Annotated in this window: 21 protein-coding genes, 1 tRNA gene, 1 other RNA gene and 1 pseudogene; 8 read left to right on the top strand and 16 right to left on the bottom strand. The window is 70.1% G+C overall.

The window, feature by feature from the left end:
- Positions 1-54: 54 nt before the first annotated feature.
- Positions 55-681 (top strand): annotated as a pseudogene (locus ACFVYR_RS14030) (GNAT family N-acetyltransferase); the annotation flags it as partial.
- Here the strand turns inward: ACFVYR_RS14030 and ACFVYR_RS14025 are convergent.
- Entirely contained in the window at positions 672-1,667 is a 996-nt protein-coding gene (locus tag ACFVYR_RS14025) for a LysR family transcriptional regulator (RefSeq protein ID WP_384255964.1), read from the bottom strand. The pseudogene ACFVYR_RS14030 and the gene ACFVYR_RS14025 overlap by 10 nt on opposite strands.
- A gap of 199 nt (positions 1,668-1,866) precedes the next feature.
- Here ACFVYR_RS14025 and ACFVYR_RS14020 point away from each other — a divergent pair, with 199 nt between their 5' ends.
- Complete coding sequence (locus ACFVYR_RS14020) at positions 1,867-2,913, top strand: DMT family transporter (RefSeq protein ID WP_384255966.1); 1,047 nt, start codon at positions 1,867-1,869, stop codon at positions 2,911-2,913.
- Here ACFVYR_RS14020 and ACFVYR_RS14015 read toward each other — a convergent pair.
- The 14 genes from ACFVYR_RS14015 to ACFVYR_RS13950 all read right to left on the bottom strand — a co-directional run bounded on the left by ACFVYR_RS14015 (position 2,846) and on the right by ACFVYR_RS13950 (position 18,136).
- The gene (locus ACFVYR_RS14015) at positions 2,846-3,604 is read right to left on the bottom strand and encodes a sensor domain-containing protein (RefSeq protein WP_384255969.1); all 759 of its coding nucleotides are present in this window, start codon (positions 3,602-3,604) and stop codon (positions 2,846-2,848) included. The genes ACFVYR_RS14020 and ACFVYR_RS14015 overlap by 68 nt on opposite strands.
- 139 nt (positions 3,605-3,743) lie before the next feature.
- A complete protein-coding gene (locus ACFVYR_RS14010; protein WP_384255972.1) occupies positions 3,744-4,493 on the bottom strand; it encodes an ankyrin repeat domain-containing protein in 750 nt (249 codons plus the stop codon).
- On the bottom strand, positions 4,429-5,238 hold the full coding sequence (locus tag ACFVYR_RS14005; protein WP_384255974.1) for a hypothetical protein: 810 nt from the start codon (positions 5,236-5,238) through the stop codon (positions 4,429-4,431). Before ACFVYR_RS14005 ends, ACFVYR_RS14010 begins: the two co-directional genes overlap by 65 nt.
- Before the next feature lie 323 nt (positions 5,239-5,561).
- Positions 5,562-5,888 carry an SCO5918 family protein gene (locus ACFVYR_RS14000; RefSeq protein ID WP_384255977.1) on the bottom strand — a complete coding sequence of 109 codons (327 nt, stop codon included), beginning with the start codon at positions 5,886-5,888 and terminating at the stop codon, positions 5,562-5,564.
- Positions 5,889-6,079: 191 nt separating this feature from the next.
- On the bottom strand, positions 6,080-6,358 hold the full coding sequence (locus ACFVYR_RS13995) for a CBS domain-containing protein (protein ID WP_384255979.1): 279 nt from the start codon (positions 6,356-6,358) through the stop codon (positions 6,080-6,082).
- Between the two features lie 45 nt (positions 6,359-6,403).
- Positions 6,404-7,903, bottom strand: coding sequence for a DEAD/DEAH box helicase (locus ACFVYR_RS13990; protein WP_384255982.1), 1,500 nt, complete (start codon positions 7,901-7,903; stop codon positions 6,404-6,406).
- A 353-nt stretch (positions 7,904-8,256) separates the two neighbouring features.
- A complete protein-coding gene (locus ACFVYR_RS13985; RefSeq protein ID WP_384255984.1) occupies positions 8,257-8,460 on the bottom strand; it encodes a cold-shock protein in 204 nt (67 codons plus the stop codon).
- A 619-nt stretch (positions 8,461-9,079) separates the two neighbouring features.
- Entirely contained in the window at positions 9,080-9,985 is a 906-nt protein-coding gene (locus tag ACFVYR_RS13980) for a phosphorothioated DNA-binding restriction endonuclease (protein WP_384255987.1), read from the bottom strand.
- A gap of 603 nt (positions 9,986-10,588) precedes the next feature.
- The gene (locus ACFVYR_RS13975; RefSeq protein WP_384255989.1) at positions 10,589-10,969 is read right to left on the bottom strand and encodes a hypothetical protein; all 381 of its coding nucleotides are present in this window, start codon (positions 10,967-10,969) and stop codon (positions 10,589-10,591) included.
- 209 nt (positions 10,970-11,178) lie between these two features.
- Positions 11,179-11,655 carry a barstar family protein gene (locus tag ACFVYR_RS13970; RefSeq protein ID WP_384255992.1) on the bottom strand — a complete coding sequence of 159 codons (477 nt, stop codon included), beginning with the start codon at positions 11,653-11,655 and terminating at the stop codon, positions 11,179-11,181.
- Positions 11,652-16,067 (bottom strand): DUF6531 domain-containing protein, encoded by a 4,416-nt coding sequence (locus ACFVYR_RS13965; RefSeq protein WP_384255994.1) that lies wholly within the window; start codon positions 16,065-16,067, stop codon positions 11,652-11,654. Before ACFVYR_RS13965 ends, ACFVYR_RS13970 begins: the two co-directional genes overlap by 4 nt.
- A 7-nt stretch (positions 16,068-16,074) precedes the next feature.
- Complete coding sequence (locus ACFVYR_RS13960) at positions 16,075-16,386, bottom strand: hypothetical protein (protein ID WP_384255997.1); 312 nt, start codon at positions 16,384-16,386, stop codon at positions 16,075-16,077.
- A gap of 80 nt (positions 16,387-16,466) precedes the next feature.
- Entirely contained in the window at positions 16,467-17,486 is a 1,020-nt protein-coding gene (locus ACFVYR_RS13955) for a hypothetical protein (RefSeq protein WP_384256000.1), read from the bottom strand.
- Positions 17,483-18,136, bottom strand: coding sequence for a hypothetical protein (locus ACFVYR_RS13950; protein ID WP_384256003.1), 654 nt, complete (start codon positions 18,134-18,136; stop codon positions 17,483-17,485). The genes ACFVYR_RS13955 and ACFVYR_RS13950 overlap by 4 nt, the downstream gene beginning before the upstream one ends.
- Positions 18,137-18,639: 503 nt before the next feature.
- Between ACFVYR_RS13950 and ACFVYR_RS13945 the strand changes: the two genes are divergently transcribed.
- A complete protein-coding gene (locus ACFVYR_RS13945) occupies positions 18,640-18,942 on the top strand; it encodes a hypothetical protein (RefSeq protein WP_384256005.1) in 303 nt (100 codons plus the stop codon).
- Complete coding sequence (locus ACFVYR_RS13940) at positions 18,939-19,346, top strand: hypothetical protein (RefSeq protein ID WP_384256008.1); 408 nt, start codon at positions 18,939-18,941, stop codon at positions 19,344-19,346. The genes ACFVYR_RS13945 and ACFVYR_RS13940 overlap by 4 nt, the downstream gene beginning before the upstream one ends.
- On the opposite strand, the gene ACFVYR_RS13935 is transcribed toward ACFVYR_RS13940, so the two are convergent.
- Positions 19,320-19,404 (bottom strand) — tRNA-Ser (locus ACFVYR_RS13935). The two genes, ACFVYR_RS13940 and ACFVYR_RS13935, sit on opposite strands and share 27 nt — an antisense overlap.
- A gap of 130 nt (positions 19,405-19,534) precedes the next feature.
- Here ACFVYR_RS13935 and ffs point away from each other — a divergent pair.
- The 4 genes from ffs to ACFVYR_RS13915 all read left to right on the top strand — a co-directional run bounded on the left by ffs (position 19,535) and on the right by ACFVYR_RS13915 (position 26,358).
- Positions 19,535-19,633: signal recognition particle sRNA small type (gene ffs / locus ACFVYR_RS13930), an RNA gene on the top strand.
- Between the two features lie 44 nt (positions 19,634-19,677).
- Positions 19,678-22,110 (top strand): DNA polymerase III subunit gamma and tau, encoded by a 2,433-nt coding sequence (locus ACFVYR_RS13925; RefSeq protein WP_384256010.1) that lies wholly within the window; start codon positions 19,678-19,680, stop codon positions 22,108-22,110.
- A gap of 284 nt (positions 22,111-22,394) precedes the next feature.
- Positions 22,395-23,651 carry a phosphoribosylamine--glycine ligase gene (gene purD, locus ACFVYR_RS13920; protein ID WP_384256013.1) on the top strand — a complete coding sequence of 419 codons (1,257 nt, stop codon included), beginning with the start codon at positions 22,395-22,397 and terminating at the stop codon, positions 23,649-23,651.
- 535 nt (positions 23,652-24,186) lie between these two features.
- Entirely contained in the window at positions 24,187-26,358 is a 2,172-nt protein-coding gene (locus ACFVYR_RS13915; protein WP_384256015.1) for a hypothetical protein, read from the top strand.
- The last annotated feature ends 269 nt before the right edge of the window (positions 26,359-26,627 follow it).

Here is a 26,627-nt window from a genome sequence, read left to right as displayed (position 1 = left end):
GGGGAGTTGGGGAGGTCGCCTGTCTCGCCACCGCCGCTGTGGTTCGATGCTCCGATGAGACGAGACCGTGCCGCCGACGCGGCCGACGGCCACCCTGTTCTCCGGCTGCGGGAACGTTCCGGTCAGCGTGATCTGGAGGCCTGCGTCGGGGTCCTCGCAAGCGTCCACAAGGCGGACGGGTACCCCCTCAACTGGCCCCCGCGGCCCGGCGAATGGCTGGAGGGCTGCGGCGGGCTCGGCGCCTGGGTGGCCGAGGTCGACGGGAGGATCGTCGGGCACGTGGGGCTCTCCCGCCCCGGGGCGACGGACGAGGCGCCCGCCCTGTGGAGCGAGCGTGCGGGGTTGGCTGGGGCGGGAGAGGTTGGTGGGGCCGGAGAGGCTAGCGGGACGCGAGAGGCAGGCGGGCCCGGAGAGGCGGGCGAGGTTGGCGGGGCGGGCGCGGCCGGTGTCGTCAGCCGTCTCTTCGTCGCGCCGGACGCCCGCGGGCACGGCATCGGCGCCCTGCTGTTGGGACGGGCCGTGCGGGAGGCCCGGTCGCGCGGCCTGCACCCGGTCCTGGACGTGGTCTCCACCGACACCTCGGCGACCGCGCTCTACGAACGTATGGGCTGGCAGCTGCTGGCCATCGTCGAGCAGGAGTGGGAGCCGGGGCAACGGGTCACCCTCCACTGCTACGCGGCTCCGGTGCCCCGGGCGGCGCCCGCGGCCATGCCCTCCGCCGCGCCTTCCGCCACGCCCTCCGCCGCGCCCGCCCCGGCCCCTTCCCCGCCCAGCCCCTCCACCGCCTCCCGCAACGCCCCCAACAACCCCCGCAGCGCCGGCTGAACCGGTGACGCCGCACGCACCGCCGCCTGGATCACTCTGACCGGCTCGGGTCCTCTGACCTCCCGTACGACCACGTCGGCCCGGTGCCCGCCGGTGAGCCCCAGCTCGGGGACGAGGCTGACGCCGAGCCCCGCGGCGACGAAGCCCTGTGCCGTGGCGTAGTCGCCGCTCTCCACCACGAAGTCCGGGCTGAAACCAGCTGCGGCGCAGGCGTCGATGACCGGGTCCAGGCACGGGCCCGGCGTCTCGCCCGCGATCCACGGCTCCTCGGCGAGGTCCGTCAGGTCGACCACCGGCCGCTCGGCGAGCCGGTGGCCCGCGGGAAGCACCGCGCGGTACCGGTCGTCCAGCAGGTGCACGAACCGGATCCCGTCGACCGGGGCGGCGTCCCGCGGCCGCACCACCAGCGCCAGGTCGGCCCGCCGCGCCTTCACCTCCGGTACCGGATCGGTGGGCTCGAAGAGCTTCAACTCCACCTGTACGCCAGGCTGTTCGCGGCGCAGCGCGGCCAGCGCGGGGGCCACGAGGGGGGCGCCCGCCGTCGCGAAGTACCGCATCGAGACGTGGCCCGTGCGTCCCGCCCGCAGCTCGGCGAGTGCGGTCTCCGCCTCGGCCGCGTGCCGGCCGATGACCGTCGCGTACTCGGTGAGCAGGCGCCCCGCCTCGGTCGGCCGCACGCCGCGACCGGTCCGCTCCAGGAGCGCGATGCGCGCCTCCTTCTCCAGCGCGGCCATCTGCTGGCTGACGGCCGAGGGCGTGTACCCGAGGTTCCGGGCGGCGGCGGTGACCGAGCCGCTGGTGACCACTGCCCGCAGGATCTGCATGCGCCGCATATCAAGCATCAGCCCAGTATGCAGCAGAGCGTGCAGCTCAGCTTAATTCTGCATCCGGATCTTTTCGCTTGTCTTACAGCTCGGCTCACGGGACCGTACAAGACGTCAGGAGCAGCACCAGAAGCAGCAGCAGAAGCAGCGGCAGACCCGCAGCAGAACAGCGGCAGACCCGCAGCAGAAGCAGCGCAGGATCATCAGGAGGCGAGCCATGTCCAGCGGTCCCGGCCACCGCGCCACCCACGTCCGTATGGCGGTCCTCGCCCTGCTCTGGGGGTCGAGCTTCCTCTGGATCAAGCTCGCCCTGAGCGGCGGCCTCTCGCCCCTGCACCTCACGGTCGTCCGATGCGCTCTCGGCGCCGGCGTCCTGCTGGTCCTCGCCCGCTCGGCCGGGCAGCGGATGCCGCGCGACCGCAAGGTCTGGGGGCATCTCGTCGTCGCCGCGTTCTTCTGCAACGCGCTGCCGTTCTTCCTCTTCGGCCTCGGCGAGCAGAGCGTTGACTCGGGCGTCGCGGGCGTCCTGAACGCCACCACACCCCTGTGGTCCCTGGCCATCGGCCTGATGCTGCGCACCGAGCGCCGCCTCGGACCGCTCCGTCTCGCCGGTCTGCTGCTCGGCTTCGCGGGGACGCTGCTGATCTTCGCGCCCTGGCAGCGGACGGGGCTCGCCAGTTGGGGCGCGCTAGTGCTCCTCGCCGCCGCTGTCAGCTACGCCGCCGCCTTCGCCTACATGGCCCGCCACCTCGTCGGCCGCGGCTCCGCCCCGCTCGCCCTCTCCGCCGCGCAGCTGCTCACCGCGACCGGCCTGACCACGCTCGCCCTGCCCGCCGTGCCGGTGGCCGCCTCATCCCCGACCCTTACGGGGATCGTCGCCGCGGTCCTCCTCGGCACGCTCGGCACGGGCGTCACCTTCCACCTCAACTCCCGCCTCATCGCTGACGAGGGGCCCACCGCGGCCGCCACCGTCGGCTATCTGCTGCCGGTCGTCTCCCTCGTGCTCGGGGCGCTCGTGCTCGGTGAGGAGATCGGGGTGCGGGTGGTCGTGGGGATGGCGGTCGTGCTCGTGGGGGTGGGGCTTACCCGTACTGGTTCCCGTACTGGTGCCCGTACTGGTTCCCGTACTGGTATCCGCACTGGTTCCCGTACTCGTACCCGTAGTGGGTGGCCGGTGTTCGTGCGGCGGTCCGGGGTCAGCCCAGCAGCGAGCGCACCGCCGCGCGGTCGACGTTCGTCAGTGCGCGGACCAGCTTCGGGGTGAGGAGGACGAGCACGGCGCCGATGAGGGCGACCCCGGCGATCTGGGCGGGCGAGGTGATGTAGTACGCGTGCCGCTCGCCGCCGGAGGTGAAGTCGTAGAGGCGGTAGCCGGGCCAGCCGACGTACCGGTGGAAGACCCAGGAGTACGTGGGGAAGAGCGCGACCACCCAGCCGGTGACGAAGAACGTCACCGTCAGGACGAAACTCAGCACCCGCCAGGGGAACATGACCACCTGGAACAGCAGCGCCCGCCAGCCCGCGCCGTCCGCGAGCCGCGCCCTGACCCCGGCCCACCACCCCTTCTCCCGAGGCCGGTCGAACGCTCCGGGCCCCCCGACGGCAAGCCCGAGCCGCACGCCGGCCCGACGCCGCTCGACACCACCGAGCCCGCGCGCCGCCGTGAGCGCCGCGGCGAGAACGGGCAGCCCCAGCACGGTGACGAGCAGGCCCGCACTGAGGGAGAACATGGTCACGGCGAACGTGAATCCCGCGATCGCGACGGGCAGCGAGACCAGTACGTACCCGATCTCGCGGAAGGTGGCGGCGGCGAAGGGCGCGCGCCAGAAGCCGGGGGCGGGTACGGGTGCGGTTGCAGGAGCCGTGGTCGGTGCGGGGCGCGTGGAGGGTGCGGTGTGCGTGGCGTGTGCGGTGTGCGTGACGTGTGCGGCGTACGGCAGCGTGTTGTCGCTCATGGCCTACATGCTCCCGTACCCACCGGCCCGGCGACATACGGTGATCCGGTGTCCGGGGGGTGGTGCTAGGCCCCCTGCCGCCCCCTCTCGTCGCCTGGCGAAGGCGTGCGCTTCGAGGAGCGCAGGCCGGCCTCCCGGGTCAGGCCAACTCCCTCCGCCGCCGCGCCCCTTGCCCCCGTAGCCACCGCACGACGTCCTCGGCGCCGGCCTCGGTGGCGATGTCCAGCGGTGTCATGTCGTCGTACCCGCCCCACTGGAGGTCGGCGCCCCGAGCGAGGAGATGGCGCGCGGTGGCGAGCTGTCCGCCGTGGCAGGCGCCCCAGAAGGCCGCGGCGATGTCGTCCGCGTCGGGTGGCCTCGACTCCTCGTCACCGCGTCCCTCGACAAGGGCCGCCACGCGGTCGAGCAACCCCAGCGTCGCCGCGTCCTGCAACGTCGTCCTCGCCCCGTGCTCCAGCAGCCGCCGCGCCGCACGCCATTGGCCGAATCCGCGCGCGTCCGCCAGCGGTGTGCCGCCCGCGATGACGCCGCCGGTCGCCTCGATGTCCGCACCGGCGGCGACGAGGGCGTCGAGCGCCGCGACGTCGTCATTGCTCGCGGCCCAGTGCAGGGGGGTCTCGGTGTGGGCCCCGACGAACCGGGCGCTGGGGTCGGCGCCCGCCGCCACCAGGACGGCGATGACCTCAGGCCCTGCCGGGAAGTGCCCCGGCCAGTCCGTGGCGATGTGCAGGAGGCTGCGCGTCCCCGCGGCCTCACCGGCCTGTCTGATTCCCGTGGACGCCAGAGCGGGATGCGCGGCGAGCAGCCGGCGCAGCCCGGGAAGGTCACCGGCCCGGATCGCCCCGGTCACCGCGACCGCCAGCGGTTCCTCCGCGTCGAGAATCGCCATGCCCGACCTCCTGAACGACCCGGCCCGACGGGCCCGAACGGCCGGCCGGCACGACCGGTCGGCATCGATCGGTCGCAGTTCCCGATTCTGTCAGCGCCCACTGACAACGGTCGGATGTCCGTACCCCCACGGACCGACCGGTCCGGCGCAGGAAGCGCGGGACCGCTGCGAGCCCCATCGCGACGGTCACGGCCACGAGGTGTTCGCGGCCCGCGAGATCCGGGTCGGCGAGCGAACCGGCCACCGTCGGGACGACCGCGGCGAGGAAGAGGACGGGCGCACGCAACGCCACGGCCGTGTAGGCGTAGAGCCCCACGATCGCCGCGGAGGCACCGGTGTCGACCGCGTGCGCGACGTCGGCGGGCAGTCCGAGCGGGCCGGGGCCGAGAGCGATCATCGCGCGGGCGCCGAGCGTCCCGGCGAGCGTGACGGTGTAGGCCACCGCCAAGGTGTGTATGCGTCCGAAGACCAGTTCGGCCAGCGCGAACGCCAGGAACAACCGGGGCAGCCCGCCCCAGGCCGGCAGATCCACCGCGGGCACGAACAACGAGACGGGCGTACGCAGCAGGGAGAGCCAGAGAGGCTGGTCGGCCCGCACCTCACTGATCACACGCACCACGTCGGCCCCGGTGTCCGTCTGCTGGAACTCGTGCAGCCCGACCACCGCGACGGTAGCGACGACCGCGAGTACGACTCCAGCGGGGCCGCGCGCCCGCAGCCCCCGCACCGGCCCGACCACCACCACGCGCCACTCCCGGACGAGGGCCCCCCAACACCGGCCGCCCAGCCGTGACACCAGAGACCTCGGAGACACCAGTCGTCCACCCTTTTGTGCTCGCCCCACCGGGCTCTCGGCTACTGCCCGGACGGGCGAATGCGGAGGATACGTGACAGGTGCGCCTGCCGTCCCCGGCGGCCGTCATCTCCTGCACCGCCCCCGCGGTCCCGCTCTGGCAGGCGGGCGGGCAGGCGGGCGGGAAGTGAGGCGCTGACCGGTCACATGGAGGGGCCCTGGTGCGGTACGCACCAGGGCCCCTAAGAACTACCGCTCCATCTGCTGCCCGGTGATCAGGCGGAGATGGGGCTGCCCAGCATGGCGGAGGCCCGCTGGACCCGGCTGAGCACGGCCGCGGAGGCGGCTGCCGGGACGGGGGCGGGTGCGGCGGCCGTGCGGCAGGTGAAGCCGAGCTGTGCCATGGACCGGAGTACTTCGCCCGCGCTGAAGTCGCGGGGGTCCTGGCGGGTGATGACCTGGCCGACCTGCTTGACGGGGTAGTGGCGCCGCCCGATGATCACGGACTGCCCGGTGACGGGTTCGGGCTTGACGCCCTTCATCGTCTCGAGCACACCGCTCTTGGTCAGGTCGAACGGGAAGCGGGCGATGACACAGCGCATGGGACCTCTTAAGGGGAGAGGGGAGGGGACGACGACGGTGAGGTGCTTCAGAGGGACAGCGGGGGGAAGTGCTCGCCCCCGGCGCTTAGAGCCTGTCTTTGAACCCCCGTCTGCGCCCCGGCGCCCGGCACGCACGCTCGGCGCACGCACCGACCGCCGCTGCGCCCGCGCTTCGCGCGGACGACGGGGGTTCAAAGACAGGCTCTTATGTCACGGAGACGGAGCCGGTCCGTGTATCCGGAGCCGTCGCGGACGACGGTGAGCCCGGACAGGGTGACCAGATCGATGCGCTTGCCGTCCTCGTCGCAGACGACCAGGCGTTTGACGCGAGCGCCGACCATGACGCACAGGGCGTCCTCGACGGTCATGTCGGCCCAGACCTGCGGTCCTGCTTCCTCCGCGTCGTCGTCCAGCGCCGTGGGCGCGTGGCCGGTGCCCGTCGGGCGGACCTGCGTCTGAACCAGCGTCAAAGGGTGCCTCCTGCGGCAATGGGTCGGCTTCTGATGACGAAGGTTCTACGCAGCCGCGTCGACAGTGCCCTGCTGTCGGCCGGCAGTGCCCTGCTGCTGTGCGTACGCACGCCGCGCCGCCGAAGCGGGCCGGCGACGACCGCGCGAAGAGCCACCCCGCTTGGGGCGCTCGACCACCGGCGCGGTGATGACGACAGGAACACCTGAGGGAGCCTGCGCGCCGGTGATGCGGTGCAGTTCCTGCTCGCCGGAGCGGACCTGGGTGATCTGCGGGCGGATCCCGGCGTCCGACATGAGGCGGACCATGCCGCGGCGCTGGGCCGGGGTGACCAGCGTGACGACGCTCCCGGACTCACCGGCGCGCGCGGTACGGCCGCCGCGGTGGAGGTAGTCCTTGTGGTCGGTCGGCGGGTCGACGTTGACGACGAGATCGAGGTTGTCGACGTGGATGCCGCGGGCGGCGACATTCGTGGCGACGAGCACGGTGACGTGTCCGCTCTTGAACTGCGTCAGGGTGCGGTTGCGCTGGGGCTGCGACTTCCCGCCGTGCAGTGCGGCGGCCCGTACGCCGCTGTTGAGCAGGTCCTGGGTGAGCCGGTCGACGGCGTGCTTGGTGTCCAGGAACATGATCACGCGGCCGTCGCGGGCGGCGATCTCGGTGGTGGCCGTGTGCTTGTCGGCGCCGTGGACGTGCAGCACGTGGTGCTCCATCGTCGTGACCGCGCCGGCCGAGGGGTCGACGGAGTGGACCACGGGGTCCGTCAGGTAGCGGCGCACGAGCAGGTCGACATTGCGGTCCAGGGTTGCGGAGAAGAGCATCCGCTGGCCCTCGGGGCGTACCTGGTCGAGGAGTTCGGTGACCTGCGGCATGAAGCCCATGTCGGCCATCTGGTCGGCTTCGTCGAGCACGGTGATGCCCACCTGGTTCAGCCGGCAGTCATCGCGGTCGATGAGGTCCTTCAGCCGGCCGGGAGTGGCGACGACGACCTCGGCCCCGCCGCGCAGCGCGGCGACCTGCCTGCCGATCGACATCCCGCCGACGACGGTGGCCAGCCGGAGCCGGACGGAGCGGGCGTACGGGGTGAGCGCGTCGGTCACCTGCTGAGCGAGCTCGCGGGTGGGTACGAGGATCAGGCCCAGGGGCCTGCCGGGCTCGGCGCGCTGCCCGGCCGTCCTGGCGAGCAGGGCGAGGCCGAAGGCGAGCGTCTTGCCGGAGCCGGTCCGCCCGCGGCCGAGGACGTCACGGCCCGCGAGAGAGTTCGGCAGCGTCGCCCCCTGGATCGGGAACGGGACGGCCACACCCTGCCTGCCGAGCTCGGCAAGGAGCGGCGCCGCCATGTCGAGATCGGCGAAGGACTCCACCGCGGGAAGCGCGGGGGTGACGGTCTTGGGAAGGGCGAACTCACCCTGCGGCGCGACGGGCCGACGGCCGTGACCGCCGGAGCGGCGCGGGGCCGAGGAGCCGAAGCGGCCGCCGCTCTTTCCCGTGTCGGGACCGCCATTACGGGTGCGGGGGAAACGGTCGTTCGTACGTGTGCGGTTCATGCGGGAACCTTCCTCAATGCGGCGCATATCAAGGAATTCCGCAGCGATGAACAGCGCAGAGAATTGCAAGAATGAGCCGAGGGTAAAATCAAAAGGGCAGTCGTCCGGCGAACGTTTCGTTCGATGCGAAGCTGCGCTGAGTGACGCGATGAGGACGTGGAATCCTGGGCGTCGACTGCGGCGGTGCCGTGGAGAGGGACTTCCGTGTCCCTGGGCGGGCTGCCGCGTACGGTTGAGGAGGACGGCTCCTGTGTGCCGTCCCGGCCCGCAGGTGAAATCACTGCGGGAAATGCATGCAGCTGGGGCCCGCACCCCGAAGGATGCGGGCCCCAGCTACAAAGTGCGCGTCAGTGTCAGGCGGGAACGATGTTCTCGGCCGTCGGGCCCTTCTGGCCCTGCGCGATGTCGAAGGTCACCTTCTGGCCCTCGAGCAGCTCGCGGAAGCCCTGGGCGGCGATGTTCGAGTAGTGGGCGAACACGTCGGCGCCGCCACCCTCCTGCTCGATGAAGCCGAAGCCCTTTTCCGCGTTGAACCACTTCACGGTGCCATTAGTCATGTCAATCTCCTTTGGGGCAGTACACCGGAATCCGCGTCTGCGGAAACCGTGTCGCCGCGATGATCACCCCGCCGGAAATGACCGGTAATACAAAAGCGCCCTCGTCACAGTATGCGACCAGGAGCACTTGAAGTTTCGGGAACCACAACTGCAACTAGAACGACAGTAGCACGTCATGGCGGCCCGTGGGCGGGGAATAATTCCGCTTTACCGGTGGCGCCAAAAACCCTTCGCGCCCGGCTCGTTAAACCCTCACTCCGCGAACACAGAAATTGAGTCACCGAAATACGATGTTTCAGGAGGGCGGTGGCGGTGAGGGCGGGGCGGCGTGCACCTGACGGGCGGGTGCGGACCGAGACCGGAGCGCCGGGTCAGACCTTCCTGACGACGATCGCGTCCGGGACCAGCTTCTCCCAGTCGTCTGCGTCCGAGGTGAAGACGGTGTCGAGCTACGCGATCATCCTCCGGTCGCCGCGCACGGCCAGGGACAGGGCTTCGCGGTCGAGCACGAAGACGCGCAGTGGTCACTGCCCGTGCTCGCCGGCCCGTTCCTTCACGCGGCCTCTCCGGCGCCATGTGTTCCGGCGGCGGTGCACTGAGGCGACCCTCGGATCGGCGGTCAGGGGGTTGTGGCGGGGCGTGGGCTGCCGTGGAAGACCTGGCTGGTGTGCCAGGATCGGTGGGTGGCGGCGATGGGGCGGACGCCCGGCTGGGGGCCGATGACCGGACGGCCGGCGAGCATGATGACGTGCTCGCGGGCAGCGGTGCTGTGCCCGACGAAGCCTTGTGAGACCAGGATGCGGTGGCCCTCGCCATGGCCCTCACCGAGACCGAGTACGCCCTTGTCGAAGAGCTTGTGGTGCAGCGTGCACAGGCACAGCCCGTTGTCGACGTCGTCCGGTCCGTCAAACGCCCACCAGCGCACATGGGCGGCCTCAAGGCCGACCGGCACTGTGCCGATCCTGCCGTCGTACCCACAGAAGGCGCACTGGTACTCGTACGCGGTCAGGACCATCTCCCGCATCCGCCGGTCCCGCTGTCTGCGCGCGGCCGAGAGCTGTCCGGGTTCGGCCCCCTCCAGCTCCAGACCGACGGCTTCGCACAGCTCGCCGTGGAGGGAGGGCGGGAAGTTCAGGTCGAGCAGTACTCGTGCCAGCCGGCCGAGCAGGGACGGCTCCCGCCGCAGTGCCGCCCGCAGTTGAGGCGTCAGCCGCCCCGCGGCGCCGGACGCCCGCAGTTCCTTGACCCCGGTCCCGGGGCTCCCCGGCCCGCGCTCGGTGCGCACCTCCCACACCCCGTCACTCACCAGGTGATGGAAGGGATAGGCGGGCGTCGTCCGGTTGCCGGGCCCGTACTCGTCGAGCAGCCGCCGCAGATCCTGCTCCACCGCGCTGTACCGCAGCTCGCCGTCGGCGTCTTGTTGAAACCGGCTGAGCGCGTACAGGAACAGGAGCGGCTTGTGCGGTGCGCGCGTCCCACTCCTCGTCCACTGCCTCAGCTGCGTGGTGCGCTCGACCCAGTCCACGATCGGCGATCGTAGTGGAGGCTCGTCGCAGCGGTGGGCCGGGCCTCCACCGGCCGCGCCGATGGGACACCTCACAAGGACCAGAACGGAGACCGGGACATGCAGAGAACCCCGGCCGCTCAGCGGACCGGGGTTCTCGTTTCGCCTGTTCAGGCGGGTGCGGAGGATACGAGATTCGAACTCGTGAGGGGTTGCCCCCAACACGCTTTCCAAGTCTTCGCCCGACTGTTCCTGGGAGTACGAGACTGTCCTGACCTGCGGTGCAGTCGGGTCGGGCGGGGCGCGGTGCTGTACGCGGGTGAATGAGACCAGAACTGAGACCACGGAGAGGTTCTCATTCTGGCCTCCATGCTGCGGGTTACTCCTCGAACAGGCCGGGCCGCTATTCCCGGATGTCTCCGTCGAAGTCGCCGTTGCGTACGTCTTGAAGAGTCGTCGCGCAATCGATCTCGATGGCTCTGTGATCAGCTGCAGCAGCTCCGTCGGCACGTACAAGAGCCGATGTCCGGTGCCCGAGCAGAGGTCGGCCGTAGGGGTGATTGCGAATGATCTTTCCCTTGAATTACCACGGAGAAGCTTCGGCAGAGCGCCGGGCCCTGAAGGTCAGACAAAGAGGAGTTGATCCGTAACCGCCAAGTTCGGGAATACTTGAATGCTCATCTTGCCAGCGCACTCACCCATCTGGAATTCGATCGAGAAGTACGTGGAACGCGAACTGGAGTGAACCGCCATGCGAGTCGCGCCTTCGTGGAAGACATCCAGGGTCTCCTCGCCGCTGCTGTTCCAGCGGACCCTCACCGATCTGGCGCTGGAGACCACCAGCGAGGAGATGAGGGTCCGCTCCGGGGAATTGGACGAGGCCTGCACTCTTCTCGAAGCTTTGGTCGGCAGCATCGCGGCCGGCGTCGCGCGCAGGCCAGCGCTGAAACGACCAGGCGTCGGATCGGAGGGGCGCTGAGGATGTTCAAGGATCCGCTCCGCCACGTGATCACCTGGGGCTCATGTTCACGCCGTGCGCGAGGGCAAGGCCGCGTTCCTCCGCCGGAACCCGCCTTCGGGCGTGAGTCAACTTCGGCCTCTGCTCACTCCTGCCAGTCCATGTCCTTCACGGTGGAGATGTCTCCCTGCGAAAGGCGCAGGAGGGCGGCGAAGACCTCGTCTCAGGATCCCTCCACCTGTCCCCCTCTCCAGCGTCACAGTGAGCGTTCAGCCCGAGCGATCTCTGCGCTGAAGTCATTGCGGGCTTCCGAGGCGCACAGGAAGACGACACGGAACGTGACCTTCTTCCGGTTGGGCAAGTCAGGCTTGGCTGCCCAAGATTCGGCGGCCCTGAAGAGGGTTCGCAGAAAATCAGGACGTTCGCTTGGATTGTCCGAAAGTACATGCTCGGCGTCGTCCACGATCAGCAGGTAGCGCGCTGCTGGGATCCAGTTCAGGTCGGACAGGCAGTCGTACAGTGCGTTCCAGTTCCATCCGAAGTAGTCGGGCAGGTGAACATGCTCGTAGAACTGGGTGAAAACACCGTCAGCGTCGAGCATTTCCCTGCCCGGCATGCGAGCGGCATAGAACGATCCGCTGGGCGGTAGAGCTTCCGCCGCCGGAACGAGCGAATCGCTGGGGTTGAGGAACAGCCAGGGGGGCGAGTCGGCCCACCACGAGAGATCACTCACCGTCCCGCCTCCATGACGATATAGGTCTGATAGTGCGTGGGAGTGTAATAGGCCGATCCATCAGAACCCGTAATGATCCGCTCTCCGCCCGGTTTCGGATTTTGCGTAGACTGCACTGTGCCCCATTCCGTGTAGCGAACCGGTTTCCCAGCGCTGTCGAACTCGGGCAGCTTGTAACCCCCGCCCTTTCCGCTGTTCTCAAAGGGTCGCGGGATTGATGGTCCCATGAGCTGCGGCCCAGCCCCTTGCGCTTCGACTCCGAACTGTCGTATGTCCTGCAGCACTGCCTTGGACTCGCCAGGCACCTTCGTGGGAATCCACCCCTGCAGACTGGAGGTGTCGCCGAGGACCTGGCCCTCCTGGCACTGCGGTGCGAGACCGAGGGCATCGGACCACGTGTGGGGGTTCTGGACGTAGGCGTTGGGGTTGGGTGCAGGGGTGAGGCCAAGAGGGTCCGGGGTGAGGTAGCGGGCAGTCTCGGGGTCGTAGTGGCGGAAGTAGTTGTAATGAAGGCCGGTCTCCGGATCGTGGTACTGACCGGGGAAGCGCAGTGGCGTGTAGGTGTTGCTGTCGGCTGCCCAACTCGTCGTCCCCCAGAGGTTCGTGCGGGCGAACCAGGCGACGTCCCCTGTTTCGTCGATGAGTTCGGTGGGTGAACCGACGAGATCGGTGACCATAGCGAAAAACCGGGAGTCGATCTCGTGCTGGGGTACGTCGGTAGAGGTGATGCGTTCGGTCTGGGTGATGGGCCGCAGACCTTGGTGGTCCCAAGTGAGGGTGACCGGATTCGGCAGTTCGGTGGCTGTGGTGGTCTGTTCACACAGGACAGAGCCGTCCCAGGTGAAGTCGACCTGCTCGACGACGGCTTCGCCGTCGCCCGCGAGACACTGCTTGGCGACTCGGCGGCCGAGCGGGTCGTACCGGTAACGCCAGACGGTGCCGTCCGGAGTGGTGACGGATGCGAGGCGATCTTCAGCGTCCCAGGTGTATCGCCAGGTGTCGGGTTTCCGGGAGAGGCGTATCTTCTGGCGCAGCGTGATGCGTCCCAGGGCATCGTGTTCGTACCGGACGCCTCCGGCACAAGTGATACGGGTGCCGGCGTAGGTGCGAGGTCCGGTCGCTTCCTGGCCGGGGTGAGCGGCGGGCCACTCGGCCTGGGTCTGGTTTCCCGCCTCGTCGTAGGCGTATCGCTCGCTCCAGGTCGCTCCGTGGACAGCTGTGACCCGCCCTGCGGCATCCAGGGAGAACTCGCGGGATCCGTTCCGCTCGTCCTCAGTGCGAATGAGATTGCCGTCTGCGCGGTAGGCGTAGGCGCGCCGCAGGATGTCTCGGCCGCCGACGATGGTGGCTGCCTGCGTCGCCAGTTGGCCGAGATCATCGAACGTGTTGGCCAGAGTGAGTGTTTCGCCGATGTGGCGGTTCAGTTCCTGGCCAGCAAGGTCGAACTCGAAGTCGATCCTGCGACCCGCGGCGGTCAGCTGGGTGCGTCGCCCGGCCGTGTCATAGCTCCATGCGCTGGTGACGCCAGTGGGTGTGGTGCGGCTGGTACGGCGGCCCAGGAGGTCGTATGTGTACGTGATGGTGCGCTGGTTGACCGTTTCGGTCAGAACACGCCCTTCCGCATCGAGTTTCCGTACCAGCGTGGCGTCCGGGCCCGCCACCTGGACGAGTTGCCCAGCAAGATCGTATTCGTAGGTCGTGGTTGCTCCGCCGGTGTCTTTGCGACACACGCGGCCCATCGGGTCTCGCTCATATCGGATGACCTGCCCGAGTGCGTTGGTCGAGGTGACGAGCCACCCTGCCGGGTCGTACGCATAAGTGAGAGTCCGCCCGTCGAAGTCCGTTTCCGACGCCAGACGTCCGGCCTGGTCGTATTGGTAGTTCCAGGTCAGGCCCTGTGGGTTGGTGACCTGGGAGACGCGCAACTCTGTGTCGTACGTGAAGGTAGAGCGCGTACCGTCCGGGGCGATGCGGCACGTCGGCAGGTCGAAATGGGTGTACTCGAACCGCGAGACCGCGCCCATCGCATCTGTGTGGCTGAGGCAGTTTCCCTCACCGTCATATGCCCAGGACGCCGTAGTGCCATCCGGCTCGGTACGGCGGACTGGCTTGCCCTCGACAGTCCACTCGAGCAGTGTCATACGGCCAAGGGCATCGGTGACGGTCACGGTACGGCCGAACGGATCACGCTGATAGCGAGTGGTTGCCCCCACCGGGTCGACGATTTCGATGGGCAGTCCCGCCTTGTCGCAGCGGACGCGGGTGGTGTGACCGAGCGCGTCCGTGATCGAAGTGAGATGCCCGGCAGCGTTGTATGCGTAACGGGTGATGGCGCCGACCGGCGTGGTGACAGCTGTGCGGTTGCCGCGTTCGTCGAATTCCTGACGCCAGTTGGATCCGTCTGCTGTGGAAATCGTTGTGGGCTGACCCAGCGGGTTGTACTCGGCCGTTGTCTCGTGACCATCAGGGCGGACGATGGACGTGACACGACCGAGGGCGTCGTATGTGTAGCGGGTCGTGTGGCCGAGTGGGTCGGTCACTGAGATGAGTTGGAGGCTCTCGTCCCATTCCTGTGCCGTGACGTTGCCCAGCGGGTCGGTCTCGCGGACGAGCTGCAGGGCCTCGCTGTGTTCGTACCGGGTGCTGTGGCCGAGGGAGTCAGTCACAGTGGTGGTGTGGGTGGCGTCATCGTAGGTAAGGGATCCGGAGAGGAATCCGTCGCTGCCCTCAGTGCGAATGACCCGGCCGAATCCGTCGTACTCGTAGGCGTAGACCGTGTCGTTCCGGTCCGTCCACGAAGTGATGCGCCCCTCTTCGTCGTACGTGAACCGCATGGGGAGACCCGAGGAGTTGATGACCTCGGTGAGGTGCCCGTCGTCGTTGTAGCCGTAGGTGACCAGTGGCGTACCCGCCGATTGTGGACGTTCTGGGTCGAGGAGACTGAGCGCTGCGATCCGGGGCAGATCGGGGTGACGTTGTATCGCGATGCGGTATCCACCGGAGTGAACGACTTCCTCTGGGCAGCCGTCTGCCGTGTAGTTGATGGTGATCCGTTGCCCGTTTCGGTCAACGATCGATTGGAGCGGTAGGTCAACCGCCTCGCCGTCGTCGGTGGACTGCGGCGTGTGGAAGATGTAGGCCAGGCCAGTGTCCGGATCAGTCACACGTAGTGCGCCGTCAACATCGCCGTCCCAAGTCAGAGGCCACCGCTGGCCGACTTCTGGGTACACGGGTACGTAGGAGTCGGCAGATATCTGAGGGTAGACAAGGCGGGCGCCGTCTGCAGCGGCATAGATGATGCCGGTTTCGTCGGCCTGCAGACGCTGATCAAGGGTGGAGGCCCAGGACGGCCCGAACCATCCTCCCCAGCGGTAGGAGGAGACATGAGTGCGCTCCAGAACCAGTGACAGGGCACCCGGCAGCTGAACGTCGGTCTGTGGGAGCAGCATGTCGCCGGTGGCGACGTCGATCGGGTCGAGCTTGCACTTCTTGAACAGCGCGCGGATCGAAGCGGGGAGCTTCTGCAACTCTTCGGGGCGAAGTTTGAGGCGGGAGAGGCCCGATCCATCGAGCTTCAACGACCGGCTGAGCTTGGCGAGTTCAGTGGGCTTGAGTTTGCCCAGGCCCTTGCCGAGGGCCTTGCCCAGCGCCCCGGCGCCGATGCCGAAGGCGGCACCAGTGGCCAGCAGCTCCGCTAGTTTGCCCGGGTCTTTGAAGGCGCCAGGATCTTGCAGGGCGGCGTCGAAGGCGGCGAACTTCATGCCGTCGCCAGCGAGTTTGCCGGCCTTGGCGATCGTCTTGATTTCCCCGAGGGCCTTCAGTGCCCGCTCCAGGCCGCGGATCGCCTCCATGACGGTGCGGATGACCGAGGCCATGCGGGTCCCGGACTTCTCGATCCGGGCGATCAGCGCCACGACCTTCGCCGCCCGCGCACCAGCCGCAAGGTTGCCGGCGATCACGGACAGGCCACCGGTCAGCACCGACAGGGCCAGACTCGCGATCTCGAACTCGGCGATCTCCGCGAGGATCACACCGATCTCGGTCAGCAGCTCGTGGGCCTCGTCGGCGAAGTCGTCCAGCGCCTTGGCGCCCTTGCGCAGGGAGTCGGCCATGTCGGTGGCCTGCGTACGACTGGCTTTGGCCCGCTTGTGCAGAGCTTTGGCGGCCTTGCCCTCCCACTCCAGGCCCTTGAGTGCCGTCTCGGCGTCACGGGCGGCGGCATCCAGGCCCTTGGCCAGGGCTCGCCATTTTTTGGCTATCTCCCGGATGCCGTCCGGGTCGACGGCGGGGTCGGTGATGCCCAGGAACTCCAGATTGCTGGCGAGGGTGTCACCGAAGGCGTGGTTGGCCTTGTTGATCCATTTCAGCGGGTTGAGGTCGTCGACGTCGATGCCGGGGATGTCGAAGCCCATGGACGGCTCAGCCCTTCTTGGCGCGGGCCGCGGCGGTCAGCAGGACATCGAGGAGGTCGAAGGCGTCGGAGACATCGCCCAGGAACTTCGCCTCGCTCTCCCACTCCTTGTGCAGGTTCTTGGTGAGCTTGGCGATGGTGTCCATGCCGTCCTGGATGTCGTCCTTGGCGCTCATCAGCGAGCCCAGCACGCCGAAGGCGGACATGTCGTGGGAGGCGGAAGTGAAGTCGTGCAGCGGCTTGGTGGTGTGGTGGTCGACCTTGCCCAGGGCGGAGGCCGCCTTGTGGAGGGATTCCGCATCCTTCTTCAGGTCTGACATGCCTGCCCGCCCCCGTGGGTTGAGATGGTTCTACGTGTGACGCGCTAACGGGTATAGACCGGATCGGCCGACAGCCTCGGTCAGCGGTTGATGGACTGGATTTCCTGGACGTTCATGTCCTGGGTGGTCTCGAAGGTGCCATCGGGCAGATCACCCTTGGTCTTCCCGCTGCCGTGCCACTCGATGGACCAGGTCACCGATGCCTTCAGCTGATACGGATGATCACCCGTGGCGCGCCGGTACTTGATGCCGCACGGCGGATCCTGCTCGGCATTGCCCTTCTTGTACGGGGTGCCGATGGAGCCGTCCTTGTTGAAGGTGCACTCGCCGGTTGCCGGGTAGGTCTCCGCGTCCTCCGTGCCCGAATTCAGGTGGAGGCTGACCGGCTTCGCCGTGGTCTCCGCCCACAGTCCCGTGTCGGGTAGCTCGGCACGGACCCTGATCTCCTTGAAGGTCCCCTTGTCCAGCCACACCCAAGTGGGCAAGTTCACCGTTGACGTGGCCTCGGGCTTCAGCTCGACCTTGGTGTCCGGCACCTTGGTCTGCTGGTAGGCGAGGGCGGCGAGGGTCTTGGGGTTGATGGCCTGGGGAACGTTCGCAGGCTTGCCCTTGTCCACCCAGAAGGGAGGCCGGGTGCAGGCCCGAGCAGCCGGATCGTTCTTCATGTCCTTGTTCTTGACGGCCACCCACCACATGCCCTTGCCGTTCTTGTCGGCATTGAAGTTTTTGTAAGGGTGTCCGCCCTTATAACGCTCCTTGGCGCCGGCGATCTTGTTGGGGTTGCCGCCCGCAGACTTGTGGATCGACCACTGCGCTTCCATGAAGGTCTTGAAGTCCTTGGCCTTCCAGTACGGCTCGTACCAGCAAGCGGGGATCTTCCAGTCCAGCGCCGTGGGAGTCAGGCTCCCGGAGCCATCGGCGGAAGCCTGGCCGCCCTCCACCTTGAAGACGACCTTGGACATCAGGAGCGGGCCCGTGGAGTCGCCACTCGTATCGGACTTCTGCTCGCCGGTGTCGCCGAACCCTCCAGCCGCCGCAGGGGACGCAGAGAGCAGGCACAGTACGGTAGTGAGCGCCGCTACCGCAGTGCGGTGTGTCACGGCTGGCACTTCTGGGCCCCCCGGTCCTCGCTGATGTCCCAGATCTGCCACACGCCGTCCTCGTTCTTCTTCACCCCGGCGTTGTAGTAGACGTAACTGTTCGGCGTGGTCTTGGTCCCCTGCCTCTTACCCGTCTTGCGGTTCTTGAGGTCCGCCCGGCTCTCGTCCACGCAGTACGTCACCGCGGCTGACGTCTTGCTGAACGTGGTCACTTGCCGGTCGTAGTAGCGCAAGGTCCCGGTCCAGCTGATGTTCTTGTCGATGTTGGAGGTGGCGTACTTGTACACGCCGGTCAACGCTTGATCCGTGTAGTAGAAGGCCATCCCCGCGTGCTTGGCGTCCCCGGTCGCCATCGCCTGCCAGACCGTGCTGACGGTTCGCTCGTTGTCCGCCAGGATGGCGTCCTTCACCGCGTCGCCCGTCTCCCGGTTCTCGAAGAGCATCTTCATGTCGGACGGCAGCTTGATCGCTGGCCGGTCGATCCCGTCCGCCGTCGCGGACGGCGATGGCGAGGCCGACTTTTCGCCGCTCGCGTCAGCGCCAGCGATCTTGTCGATGTCCTTGCTGTCGTCCGACCCGCCGCAGGCGGTCAGCAGCAGGGCCGCGCATGCGGTGAGTGCGGACGTTGCAAGCCGGATCGAGCGATTCACGGGGGATCTCCGGTACGTAGGAGCTGAGCCGAGCAAACCAACGCTATCCGTGATCACGCAGTGACAATGAGGCGGGGGTGAACGATGGCCGGAGTGCTCCGGGGCGGATCGGGCAATACGGATGCGGCGCACACGGATTGTCAGGGGAAGCGATCGAGGCAGGGCTGAAAACCGCCCATGCCGCGCAGGAAGCGCAGGCACCCAAGGTGGTACTCGCCTCGGTAGCAGCCGCCTTGGACTGGGGGATCACCGCGCCCCGGGCGCTATCCATGTCGGTTTTGTTGGTGACTTAGGTTCGGCCGTCGTCGAGAGTGGACGTGCCGGATGCCTTTGGTGATCGCCTGCGCCGGAGCGCTATGGGCTCGACCTGTGCACCTGGTCAAATCTGCCTGCCTTCGCACCAGTTCGCCGGGGGCAGACAGGAAAGACCCCGGAAGGGTCTGGTACGCGGCCGCAACGCATGCCAACGTACGACGCCCTGCTGGAGAACCAGCCCCGAACCCATGGATGCGCCCCTGCACCCGCACCACCCCACCGATCCCTTGCACTCCGACTCGCCCGACCCGGTGTACTGGGTCACCCCGCGCCACCTGGCCGGTGATGACGGCGATCTCGCCGAGCGGATGGGTGACGTCCTGGCCGGCCTCGGCTGGCGCATGTGGCCGACTTCCCGTAACACCCTGCTGTATGTGAGCCCGGACGAACTGCGCGGTGCCGAGTGGATCCTTGCGGCCTCCCCATTCGAGTTGGGCGGGCTGCCTGTCGCCTGGCAGCTCAGCGCCGCCCACATGACGCCTCCGCCATGACTGAATGGAACGCGTACTTCACCGCCGGTGTCCCGCACGAGGCGGTCGCCGATCTCCTCATCGCGATCGACGCCCATGAGGCACCCGACGTCGGCTTTGAGGGACCCGAGAGGGTCCTGACCGCGCTCGGTGCCCAGGGCTGGCTCCGCGATGTGGACCGGCCCCGCACGACCGCCACCGACCCCGGTTTCTCCTGCACCGTGTCCCTGGAGTTGCTGCCGCCGCTCGTCCAGGACGCGGACCCGCGCCCTGACCTGGTGGGCTGGCAGGCATGGGCGGAACCTGTTCTCGGCGCCCCGTATCAACTGAGACCAGACAACAACGAAGGGTCCGACCGCTCAGCGGTCGGACCCTTCGTTTGCCCTGGTGGGCGGGTGCGGAGGATACGAGATTCGAACTCGTGAGGGGTTGCCCCCAACACGCTTTCCAAGCGTGCGCCCTAGGCCACTAGGCGAATCCTCCGCCGCAAACAATACAAGACGTTGGGGAGTGCTCGCGAACACGATCCCGAGGTCGTCGACGTGATCGTCGTCTCGTGGGCCGGGGCCGGGGGCGGCGTCGCTTCCGGGGGCGGGGATCCGCTACTGTGGGGGCCAGCCCCTCACGTGGCGCTATCTGACTGAACTCCCCCAGGGCCGGAAGGCAGCAAGGGTAGGTCGGCTCTGGCGGGTGCGTGGGGGGCGCTTTGCGTTGGGGCGGTCCGGGTTGTCAGTGGTCGCCTATAACCTCGTATGTGTGTCGTCTCTCGCGTTGTACCGCCGTTATCGCCCGGAGTCGTTCGCCGAGGTCATCGGGCAGGAGCATGTGACAGACCCGCTGCAGCAGGCGCTGCGGAACAACCGGGTCAATCACGCCTACCTGTTCAGTGGCCCGCGCGGCTGCGGCAAGACGACGAGCGCGCGCATCCTGGCCCGCTGCCTGAACTGCGAGCAAGGTCCCACCCCCACGCCCTGCGGCGAGTGCCAGTCCTGCCGCGACCTGGCGCGCAACGGCCCCGGTTCGATCGACGTCATCGAGATCGACGCCGCGTCGCACGGTGGCGTGGACGACGCCCGTGACCTGCGCGAGAAGGCCTTCTTCGGCCCGGCGTCGAGCCGGTACAAGATCTACATCATCGATGAGGCCCACATGGTCACCTCGGCGGGCTTCAACGCCCTCCTGAAGGTGGTCGAGGAGCCCCCGGAGCACCTCAAGTTCATCTTCGCGACGACCGAGCCCGAGAAGGTCATCGGCACGATCCGGTCGCGTACGCACCACTACCCCTTCCGGCTCGTGCCCCCCGGCACGCTCAGGGACTACCTCGCCGAGGTCTGCGGCCAGGAGGCCATGGCCGTCGAGGACGGCGTCTACCCGCTCGTCGTGCGGGCCGGCGCGGGTTCCGTGCGTGACTCGATGTCCGTCATGGACCAGCTCCTCGCCGGCGCGGGCGAGGGCGGAGTGACGTACGCCATGGCGACCTCCCTCCTCGGGTACACGGACGGCTCGCTGCTCGACTCCGTGGTCGAGGCATTCGCCTCCGGGGACGGCGCCGCGGCCTTCGAGGTCGTGGACCGCGTCATCGAGGGCGGCAACGACCCGCGTCGCTTCGTCGCCGACCTCCTCGAGCGGCTGCGCGACCTCGTGATCCTCGCGGCCGTGCCGGACGCCGCCGACAAGGGGCTCATCGACGCCCCCGCCGACGTCGTCGAGCGGATGCAGGCCCAGGCCGGTGTCTTCGGAGGCGCCGAACTGAGCCGCGCCGCCGACATCGTCAACGAGGGCCTCACCGAGATGCGCGGCGCCACCTCGCCCCGGCTCCAGCTGGAGCTGATCTGCGCCCGCGTGCTGCTCCCCGCCGCCTACGACGACGAGCGTTCCGTCATGGCCCGCCTCGACCGCCTGGAGCGCGGCGGCAACTTCGTCGCGGGCGGCCAGGGCCCCGGCCCCGCGATGGCGTACGTCCCCGGGTCCGAGACCCACGCGGGCGTACAGCAGGCCGGGGGCGTCGCCATGTCGCAGGGCGCGCCCGCGGGCATGGGCCAGCCGGTGCCGCCCGGGGGTGGGCCTGCTGCTGCCCGCGCGGCGGTGCGGGGGGGCGGGGCCGGGGGGCCGCAGGGGTCTGGAGCGGGTGTTGGTGTGGGGGGCGCGGGGCAGGGTTCGGGGCCGGGGGCCGGTGCGGGCTCCGAGTCAGACTTGGGCTCGGGCTCGGCTGTTCCTGTGGCGCAGGCGCCTCAGGCTTCCCCGGCACCTCACACGCCGCAGCAGGCGCCCCAGGCCCCGCCGACAGGCCCCGCGGCTGCTCCCGCCTCCCCGTCTCCCACCCCCACCGGTGAGCGGCGTCCCGGCGGCTGGCCCACGGCTTCGGCCCCCGCCTCTGCACCGGCGGCCTCCCAGGCCTCCCATGCCTCCCCGGCCGCCGCCGCTCCGGAGACGGCACCGCGGCCCGGCGGCTGGCCCACCGCCGCGAGCGTGGGGAGCGGCGCCCCGGCGGCCCCGCAGCCCGCTCCGGCGGCGCCCGCTCAGGCCCCGGCCGCGCAGGCTCCCGCCCCGATGGCCGCCCAGGCCGCCCCGGCGGGCGGGCCCGACCCGCGCAGCCTGTGGCCGAACATCCTGGAGGCCGTGAAGAACCGGCGGCGCTTCACCTGGATCCTGCTCAGCCAGAACGCCCAGGTGGCCGGGTTCGACGGGACGACCCTCCAGCTCGGCTTCGTCAACGCGGGCGCTCGGGACAACTTCGCGAGCAGCGGCAGCGAGGACGTACTGCGGGCCGCGCTGTCCGAGCAGTTCGGCGTGGAGTGGAAGGTCGAGGCGATCGTCGACCCGTCCGGCGGCTCCGCGCCCCCGCCGGCCGCCGGGAACTTCGGCGGTGGAGGTGGAGGCTTCGGCGGAGGCGGGGGAGGAGGCTTCGGTGGCGGCGCCCCGGCGCCCCAGCGCTCCGCCGCGCCCCCGCAGCAGCCGTCGTCGCCCCCTTCGACCCCCGCCCCCCAGGCACCGCCCACCCGCGACCCGGCCCCCGCCCCGGCCCCCCGGACGGCCGCTCCCGCCGCCCCGGCCCCGGAACACGTGTCCCCCGAGGACGACATCCCCGAGGACGACGACCCGGACCTGGTGGAGTCGGCGCTCTCCGGTCACGACCTGATCATGCGGGAACTGGGCGCGACGGTGGTCGACGAGTACCCGAACGAGTAGGCGCGGCGCGGGAACGGAGCGGGGGGCCTCTTGCTCCTGCCTCTGCCCGGCGTCGCGGGGTGAACGGGCGGGTGGGTGGGGGGTGGCCGCCGTGGGGCGGCGGGGCTGGGCGGCGGTGCGGGGGCGGTGGCCCCTTTCCTGGGCAAGGGCGATCGCAGCCGCAGGTGGGGAGCCCCTGGCCCCGGAAGGGCCGCCGCGAGCTGGAGGAACGTACAACAGGCTGGTGAGCCTGAGCTGGGCGGCCCGTACAAAGGCACTCCGTCCCGGCGGCTAGGCTGGCCAGCGTGAAGGTCCTCGTCATCGGCAGTGGTGCCCGCGAACACGCCCTGTGCCGCTCTCTGTCCCTCGACCCCGACGTCTCCGAGCTGCACTGCGCCCCCGGCAACGCCGGCATCGCAGAGGTGGCCGAGCTGCACCCGGTCGACGCCCTCGACGGCGCCGCCGTGACCGCCCTCGCGCGCGAGCTCGGCGCCGGGCTCGTCGTCGTGGGCCCGGAGGCCCCCCTCGTCGCGGGCGTCGCCGACGCCGTGCGGGAGGCCGGCATCCCCGCCTTCGGTCCCTCCAAGGAGGCCGCGCGACTGGAGGGCTCCAAGGCCTTCGCCAAGGACGTGATGGCGGGCGCGAGCGTGCCGACCGCCCGGTCGTACGTCTGCGCCACCCCGGCCGAGATCGACGAGGCCCTCGACGCCTTCGGGGCGCCGTACGTCGTCAAGGACGACGGCCTCGCGGCGGGCAAGGGCGTCGTCGTCACCGACGACGTCGAGGCGGCGCGCGCGCACGCCCTCGCCTGTGACCGCGTCGTCATCGAGGAGTTCCTCGACGGCCCCGAGGTCTCCCTCTTCGCGGTCACCGACGGCGAGACCGTCGTCCCGCTGCAGCCCGCCCAGGACTTCAAGCGCGCGCTCGACGGCGACGAGGGCCCGAACACGGGCGGCATGGGCGCCTACTCGCCGCTCCCGTGGGCCGACCCGAAGCTGGTCGACGACGTCGTGCGGAGCGTGCTCCAGCCGACCGTGGACGAGCTGAGCCGCCGCGGCACCCCGTTCGCGGGGCTGCTGTACGCGGGGCTCGCGATCACGAGCCGGGGTGTGCGGGTCATCGAGTTCAACGCCCGTTTCGGCGACCCCGAGACCCAGGTCGTCCTCGCCCGCCTGAAGACGCCGCTCGCCGGGCTCCTGCTGGCCGCGGCGACCGGCAACCTCGCCGACCTGCCCCCGCTGCGCTGGAGCGACGACGCCGCGGTGACCGTGGTCGTCGCCTCGCACAACTATCCCGGTACGCCGCGCACCGGCGACCCCATCGAGGGGCTCGACGCGGTGGCGGCGAAGGACGGCCCGGACGCGTACGTCCTGCACGCCGGGACCAGGCGGGACGGCGACGCCGTCGTCAGCGCGGGCGGCCGCGTGCTCTCCGTGACGGCCACCGGAACCGACCTGACCGAGGCGCGCGAGCGCGCGTACGCGGCGCTGTCCCGGATCCGTCTCGACGGCTCCCAGCACCGCACGGACATCGCGGCGAAGGCGGCGGGCGCGCAGGCGTGACCCCGCCCGGGAGTACTCCCGCGTAACTTTCAGCCAACTTCAGGCCCCGGATCTGTCGCTGATCCGGGGCCTTTTCGGCAGCCACCTTTAGAGCCTGTCTTTGAACCCCCGCCTGCGCCCCGACGCCCGGCACGCACGCTCGGCGCACGGAGCCCCAGGACAGGTGGCTCCGCCACAGACCTCGAACTCCGCACACCGATCGCACGCTTCCCCAAGCTCTCGGCTCCGCTCGAGCAGGGGAGGCCCCAATCCACCGCTGCGCCCGCGCTTCGCGCGGACGACGGGGGTTCAAAGACAGGCTCTTAGCCAAAGCCATTCCATCGAGTGACCGGTAGCCCGTACGGCTGACGGGGCGGTGTGCCCCAACTAGGGTGCGGCGCAAGCGTTCAAGGCCCCCAGGGCCAAACAGACCACCGGCATTGCGATGTCGGTGGCGGGTGCCACAGTGGGGGAGTGAGCAACACCAACGCCATTGATGTGCGCCGCCGGCCCAGGCCGGCGGCCGAGCTGTAGGCAGCAGGGGGTGCCATCGGTCGTGTCAGGTACGGGTGTGGAGGTGGGCGCGCAGGCCGCGCGCTCCCGGGCCCTCGCTGTGCTGCGGCTGCGCAGCAGGGCGCTGGCCGTCGCCCTGCTGCCCGCGGCCGTCGCCGTCGTGCTGCTCGCGGCGGGGGCCACGGGGCACGCGGGCGGCGGGAGCTGGGACATCGCCCGCTGGGTCGTGACCGGCGCGGCCGTGCTCGTCCTGCTGGGCGCGGCCGGGGTCGCCCTGGTCGTCGCGCGGGCCAGGCCCGCGCTGAGCCCCACCGTGCCGATCGCCGAGGAGTCCGCCCCCGACCTGTACCGGCTCGTACGCGACCTCGCCGACCGCCTGGACGTGCCCGCGCCCTCGGCCATAGCGCTCACCCCGGACTGCGACAGCTGGCTGGAGGACCGCACCCATCCCGCGCACGGGCCGAGCGGTAGGGGCCGCGGGGGCCGTCGTCGTCAGGCGGGCGCCCGTGCCCAGTCGGATGCTCGTGCCCAGGTGGACGCCCGTGCCCAGTCGGATGCCCGTGCCCAGGCGGATGCCTCGGGGGCGAAGAGTGGTGCGGCCGTCGGCGCCGCGCGGAGCGGGCGCGGTCCGAACCGTCCACCCTCCGTCGCCCCCGTGCTCGTCATCGGCTCCCCGTTCCTGTGGTGGATGCGGGTCGGTGAGCTGCGCGCCGTGCTCGCCCCGGTCGTCGCCGGTACGGGGCCCTCGGCGCACCCCGACATAGCGGCCGCCCGGCGCTTCGTCCGCGGGCTCGACGCCGCGGTCGCGGTCGCCGCCGCACCGGGGCGCGGCGCCCTCCCGCGCGTGGTGCTCGGCGGTATCGGCCGGGTCGCGCGGCTCCTCCTGCGCCACTGCCGGGTCCACGCCGCCGAGATGGAGCGCGGTGTCGCGGCTGCCGCCGCCGAGCGCGCCCAGACCGTGGACTACGGGGTGCGGATCGTCGCCCAGGAGCAGGTCGGCCTCGCGTACGCGGGGTGGGACCGCCTCCTCACCCGCGTCGCGCTGCCCGCCTGGCGCATGGGCCGCTGGCCCTCCCGGCTCGACGCGGGCGTCGTCTCGGCGCTCACGGAGCTGTCCCGCAGGGACCGCCTGGCCGAAGGCTTCGCCTCGCGCCTGGGCGAGCGCCCCGCCTGTGACCTTCTGGAGGAGCCGGGATCGATCGACGAGGCGGCGTCGCTCCTCGCCGCCCGTCTCTTCCACGGCGGCCCCGCGGAGGCGGGGCCCGACTGGGCGCCGGTGGCCTGGCAGGAGTATCCGGACGAGGTCGTCGACCGGAAGTGGCGCATGGACGCCGCCCGGCTCCACCGCGTCCTGGACTCCCTGGGCGTCAGCCACTCCGCCGACCCGACGGCCCCCGACCCCGAAGGGCCGACCCTGGGCCGCGTCCTGGACCACCTGACGACAACCGCGTCGGTCGGCGGTACGGAGGGTGTCGGCGGTACGGGGAGTCTCGGCCGTACGGGGAGTCTCGGCGGTACGGAGAGTCTCGGCGGTACGGAGAGTGACGTGCGGTCCCTGGGCGGGTCGGGGGACGAGGCTCCGGCTAGGGGTGACCTTGCTGCCCTCGGCCCTGATCCTGCCTCTGGCCTCGGCCCCGAGGCTCACCCCGACTCCGGCCCCGGGGCCCACCCCGACTCCGGCCCTGGCTGCGACTCCGACTCCCTCCCCGACTCCGCCTCCGATTCCTCGGCGGTGGTCCGGCCCGCACCGGCCGCGGAGCCCCGCGCCGCCTCCCTCTTCCCCGCGGTGGACGACGAGGCGGACGAAGCGGACGCGGAGAGCCGGCCCGGCAGGCTCGCCGCGGGCCTCACCGCCGAGCTCGCCCGTGAGGAGGCCGCGACTCCGCCTCGCCCCGCGCCCACGGGCCAGGGACCTGACGACGCCCTCTGGGACGACGGTGCCCTGCCGCTCTTCCCGCTCCAGCCACCCCGTACGGGTCGCGAGCTGCTGGCCGACCACGTCACGGCGATGGTGTGCTGCGCCGCGGTGGACACGGCGGGAGCGGTCCCCGGTCTCGACTGGCTCGACGGCCCCGCCCTGCTGGTCGACGGTGAGCGCGCGGCGGACCTCGCGCCGCGCGTCCTGAGCCTCGTCGAGGACGGCGACCCGTCGCCCCTGCGGGCCTGGCTCACCCGCCTGGGCATCCGCCCGGAAAAACCGGTCCGCCTGGTCTGACCTGGCGGTCCGCTTCCGGGGGCGGCACCGTGCCGGGGTGCCCGACCTCCGCCCGGCCGCTGTGCGCCGGGTGTATGGATCGCAGGACTGGACGCAGGACTGGACGCAGGGCTGCCGCCCGCCGTGTGCCTTACAGCCACTGCCCACCCGCCCCTGCCTCCTGCCCCCTCCCTCCCTGCCCCCAGGGCCAGGGGGCCAGGGCCAGGGCAAGGGCCACCGCACCCGCACCCCGATGCGCCCCGCCCCGCGCGCCCACGCCCCCGCCGGAC

The sequence above is a fragment of the Streptomyces sp. NPDC058284 genome (assembly GCF_042881135.1).
Classification (GTDB): Bacteria; Actinomycetota; Actinomycetes; order Streptomycetales; family Streptomycetaceae; genus Streptomyces.
The sequence above is the reverse complement of the archived record's forward strand: the minus strand, read 5'-3'. Positions and strand labels throughout refer to the sequence as shown.

What these genes read in the sequence shown, in the direction of transcription:
- ACFVYR_RS14025 (WP_384255964.1), bottom strand. Translation starts at nt 1,667, where the DNA reads ATGCTTGATATGCGGCGCATGCAGATCCTGCGGGCAGTGGTCACCAGC.
- ACFVYR_RS14015 (WP_384255969.1), bottom strand. Translation starts at nt 3,604, where the DNA reads ATGAGCGACAACACGCTGCCGTACGCCGCACACGTCACGCACACCGCA.
- ACFVYR_RS14000 (WP_384255977.1), bottom strand. Translation starts at nt 5,888, where the DNA reads ATGCGCTGTGTCATCGCCCGCTTCCCGTTCGACCTGACCAAGAGCGGT.
- ACFVYR_RS13945 (WP_384256005.1), top strand. Translation starts at nt 18,640, where the DNA reads ATGGATGCGCCCCTGCACCCGCACCACCCCACCGATCCCTTGCACTCC.
- ACFVYR_RS14010 (WP_384255972.1), bottom strand. Translation starts at nt 4,493, where the DNA reads ATGGCGATTCTCGACGCGGAGGAACCGCTGGCGGTCGCGGTGACCGGG.
- ACFVYR_RS14020 (WP_384255966.1), top strand. Translation starts at nt 1,867, where the DNA reads ATGTCCAGCGGTCCCGGCCACCGCGCCACCCACGTCCGTATGGCGGTC.
- ACFVYR_RS13965 (WP_384255994.1), bottom strand. Translation starts at nt 16,067, where the DNA reads ATGGGCTTCGACATCCCCGGCATCGACGTCGACGACCTCAACCCGCTG.
- ACFVYR_RS13960 (WP_384255997.1), bottom strand. Translation starts at nt 16,386, where the DNA reads ATGTCAGACCTGAAGAAGGATGCGGAATCCCTCCACAAGGCGGCCTCC.
- ACFVYR_RS13990 (WP_384255982.1), bottom strand. Translation starts at nt 7,903, where the DNA reads ATGAACCGCACACGTACGAACGACCGTTTCCCCCGCACCCGTAATGGC.
- ACFVYR_RS13940 (WP_384256008.1), top strand. Translation starts at nt 18,939, where the DNA reads ATGACTGAATGGAACGCGTACTTCACCGCCGGTGTCCCGCACGAGGCG.
- ACFVYR_RS13985 (WP_384255984.1), bottom strand. Translation starts at nt 8,460, where the DNA reads ATGACTAATGGCACCGTGAAGTGGTTCAACGCGGAAAAGGGCTTCGGC.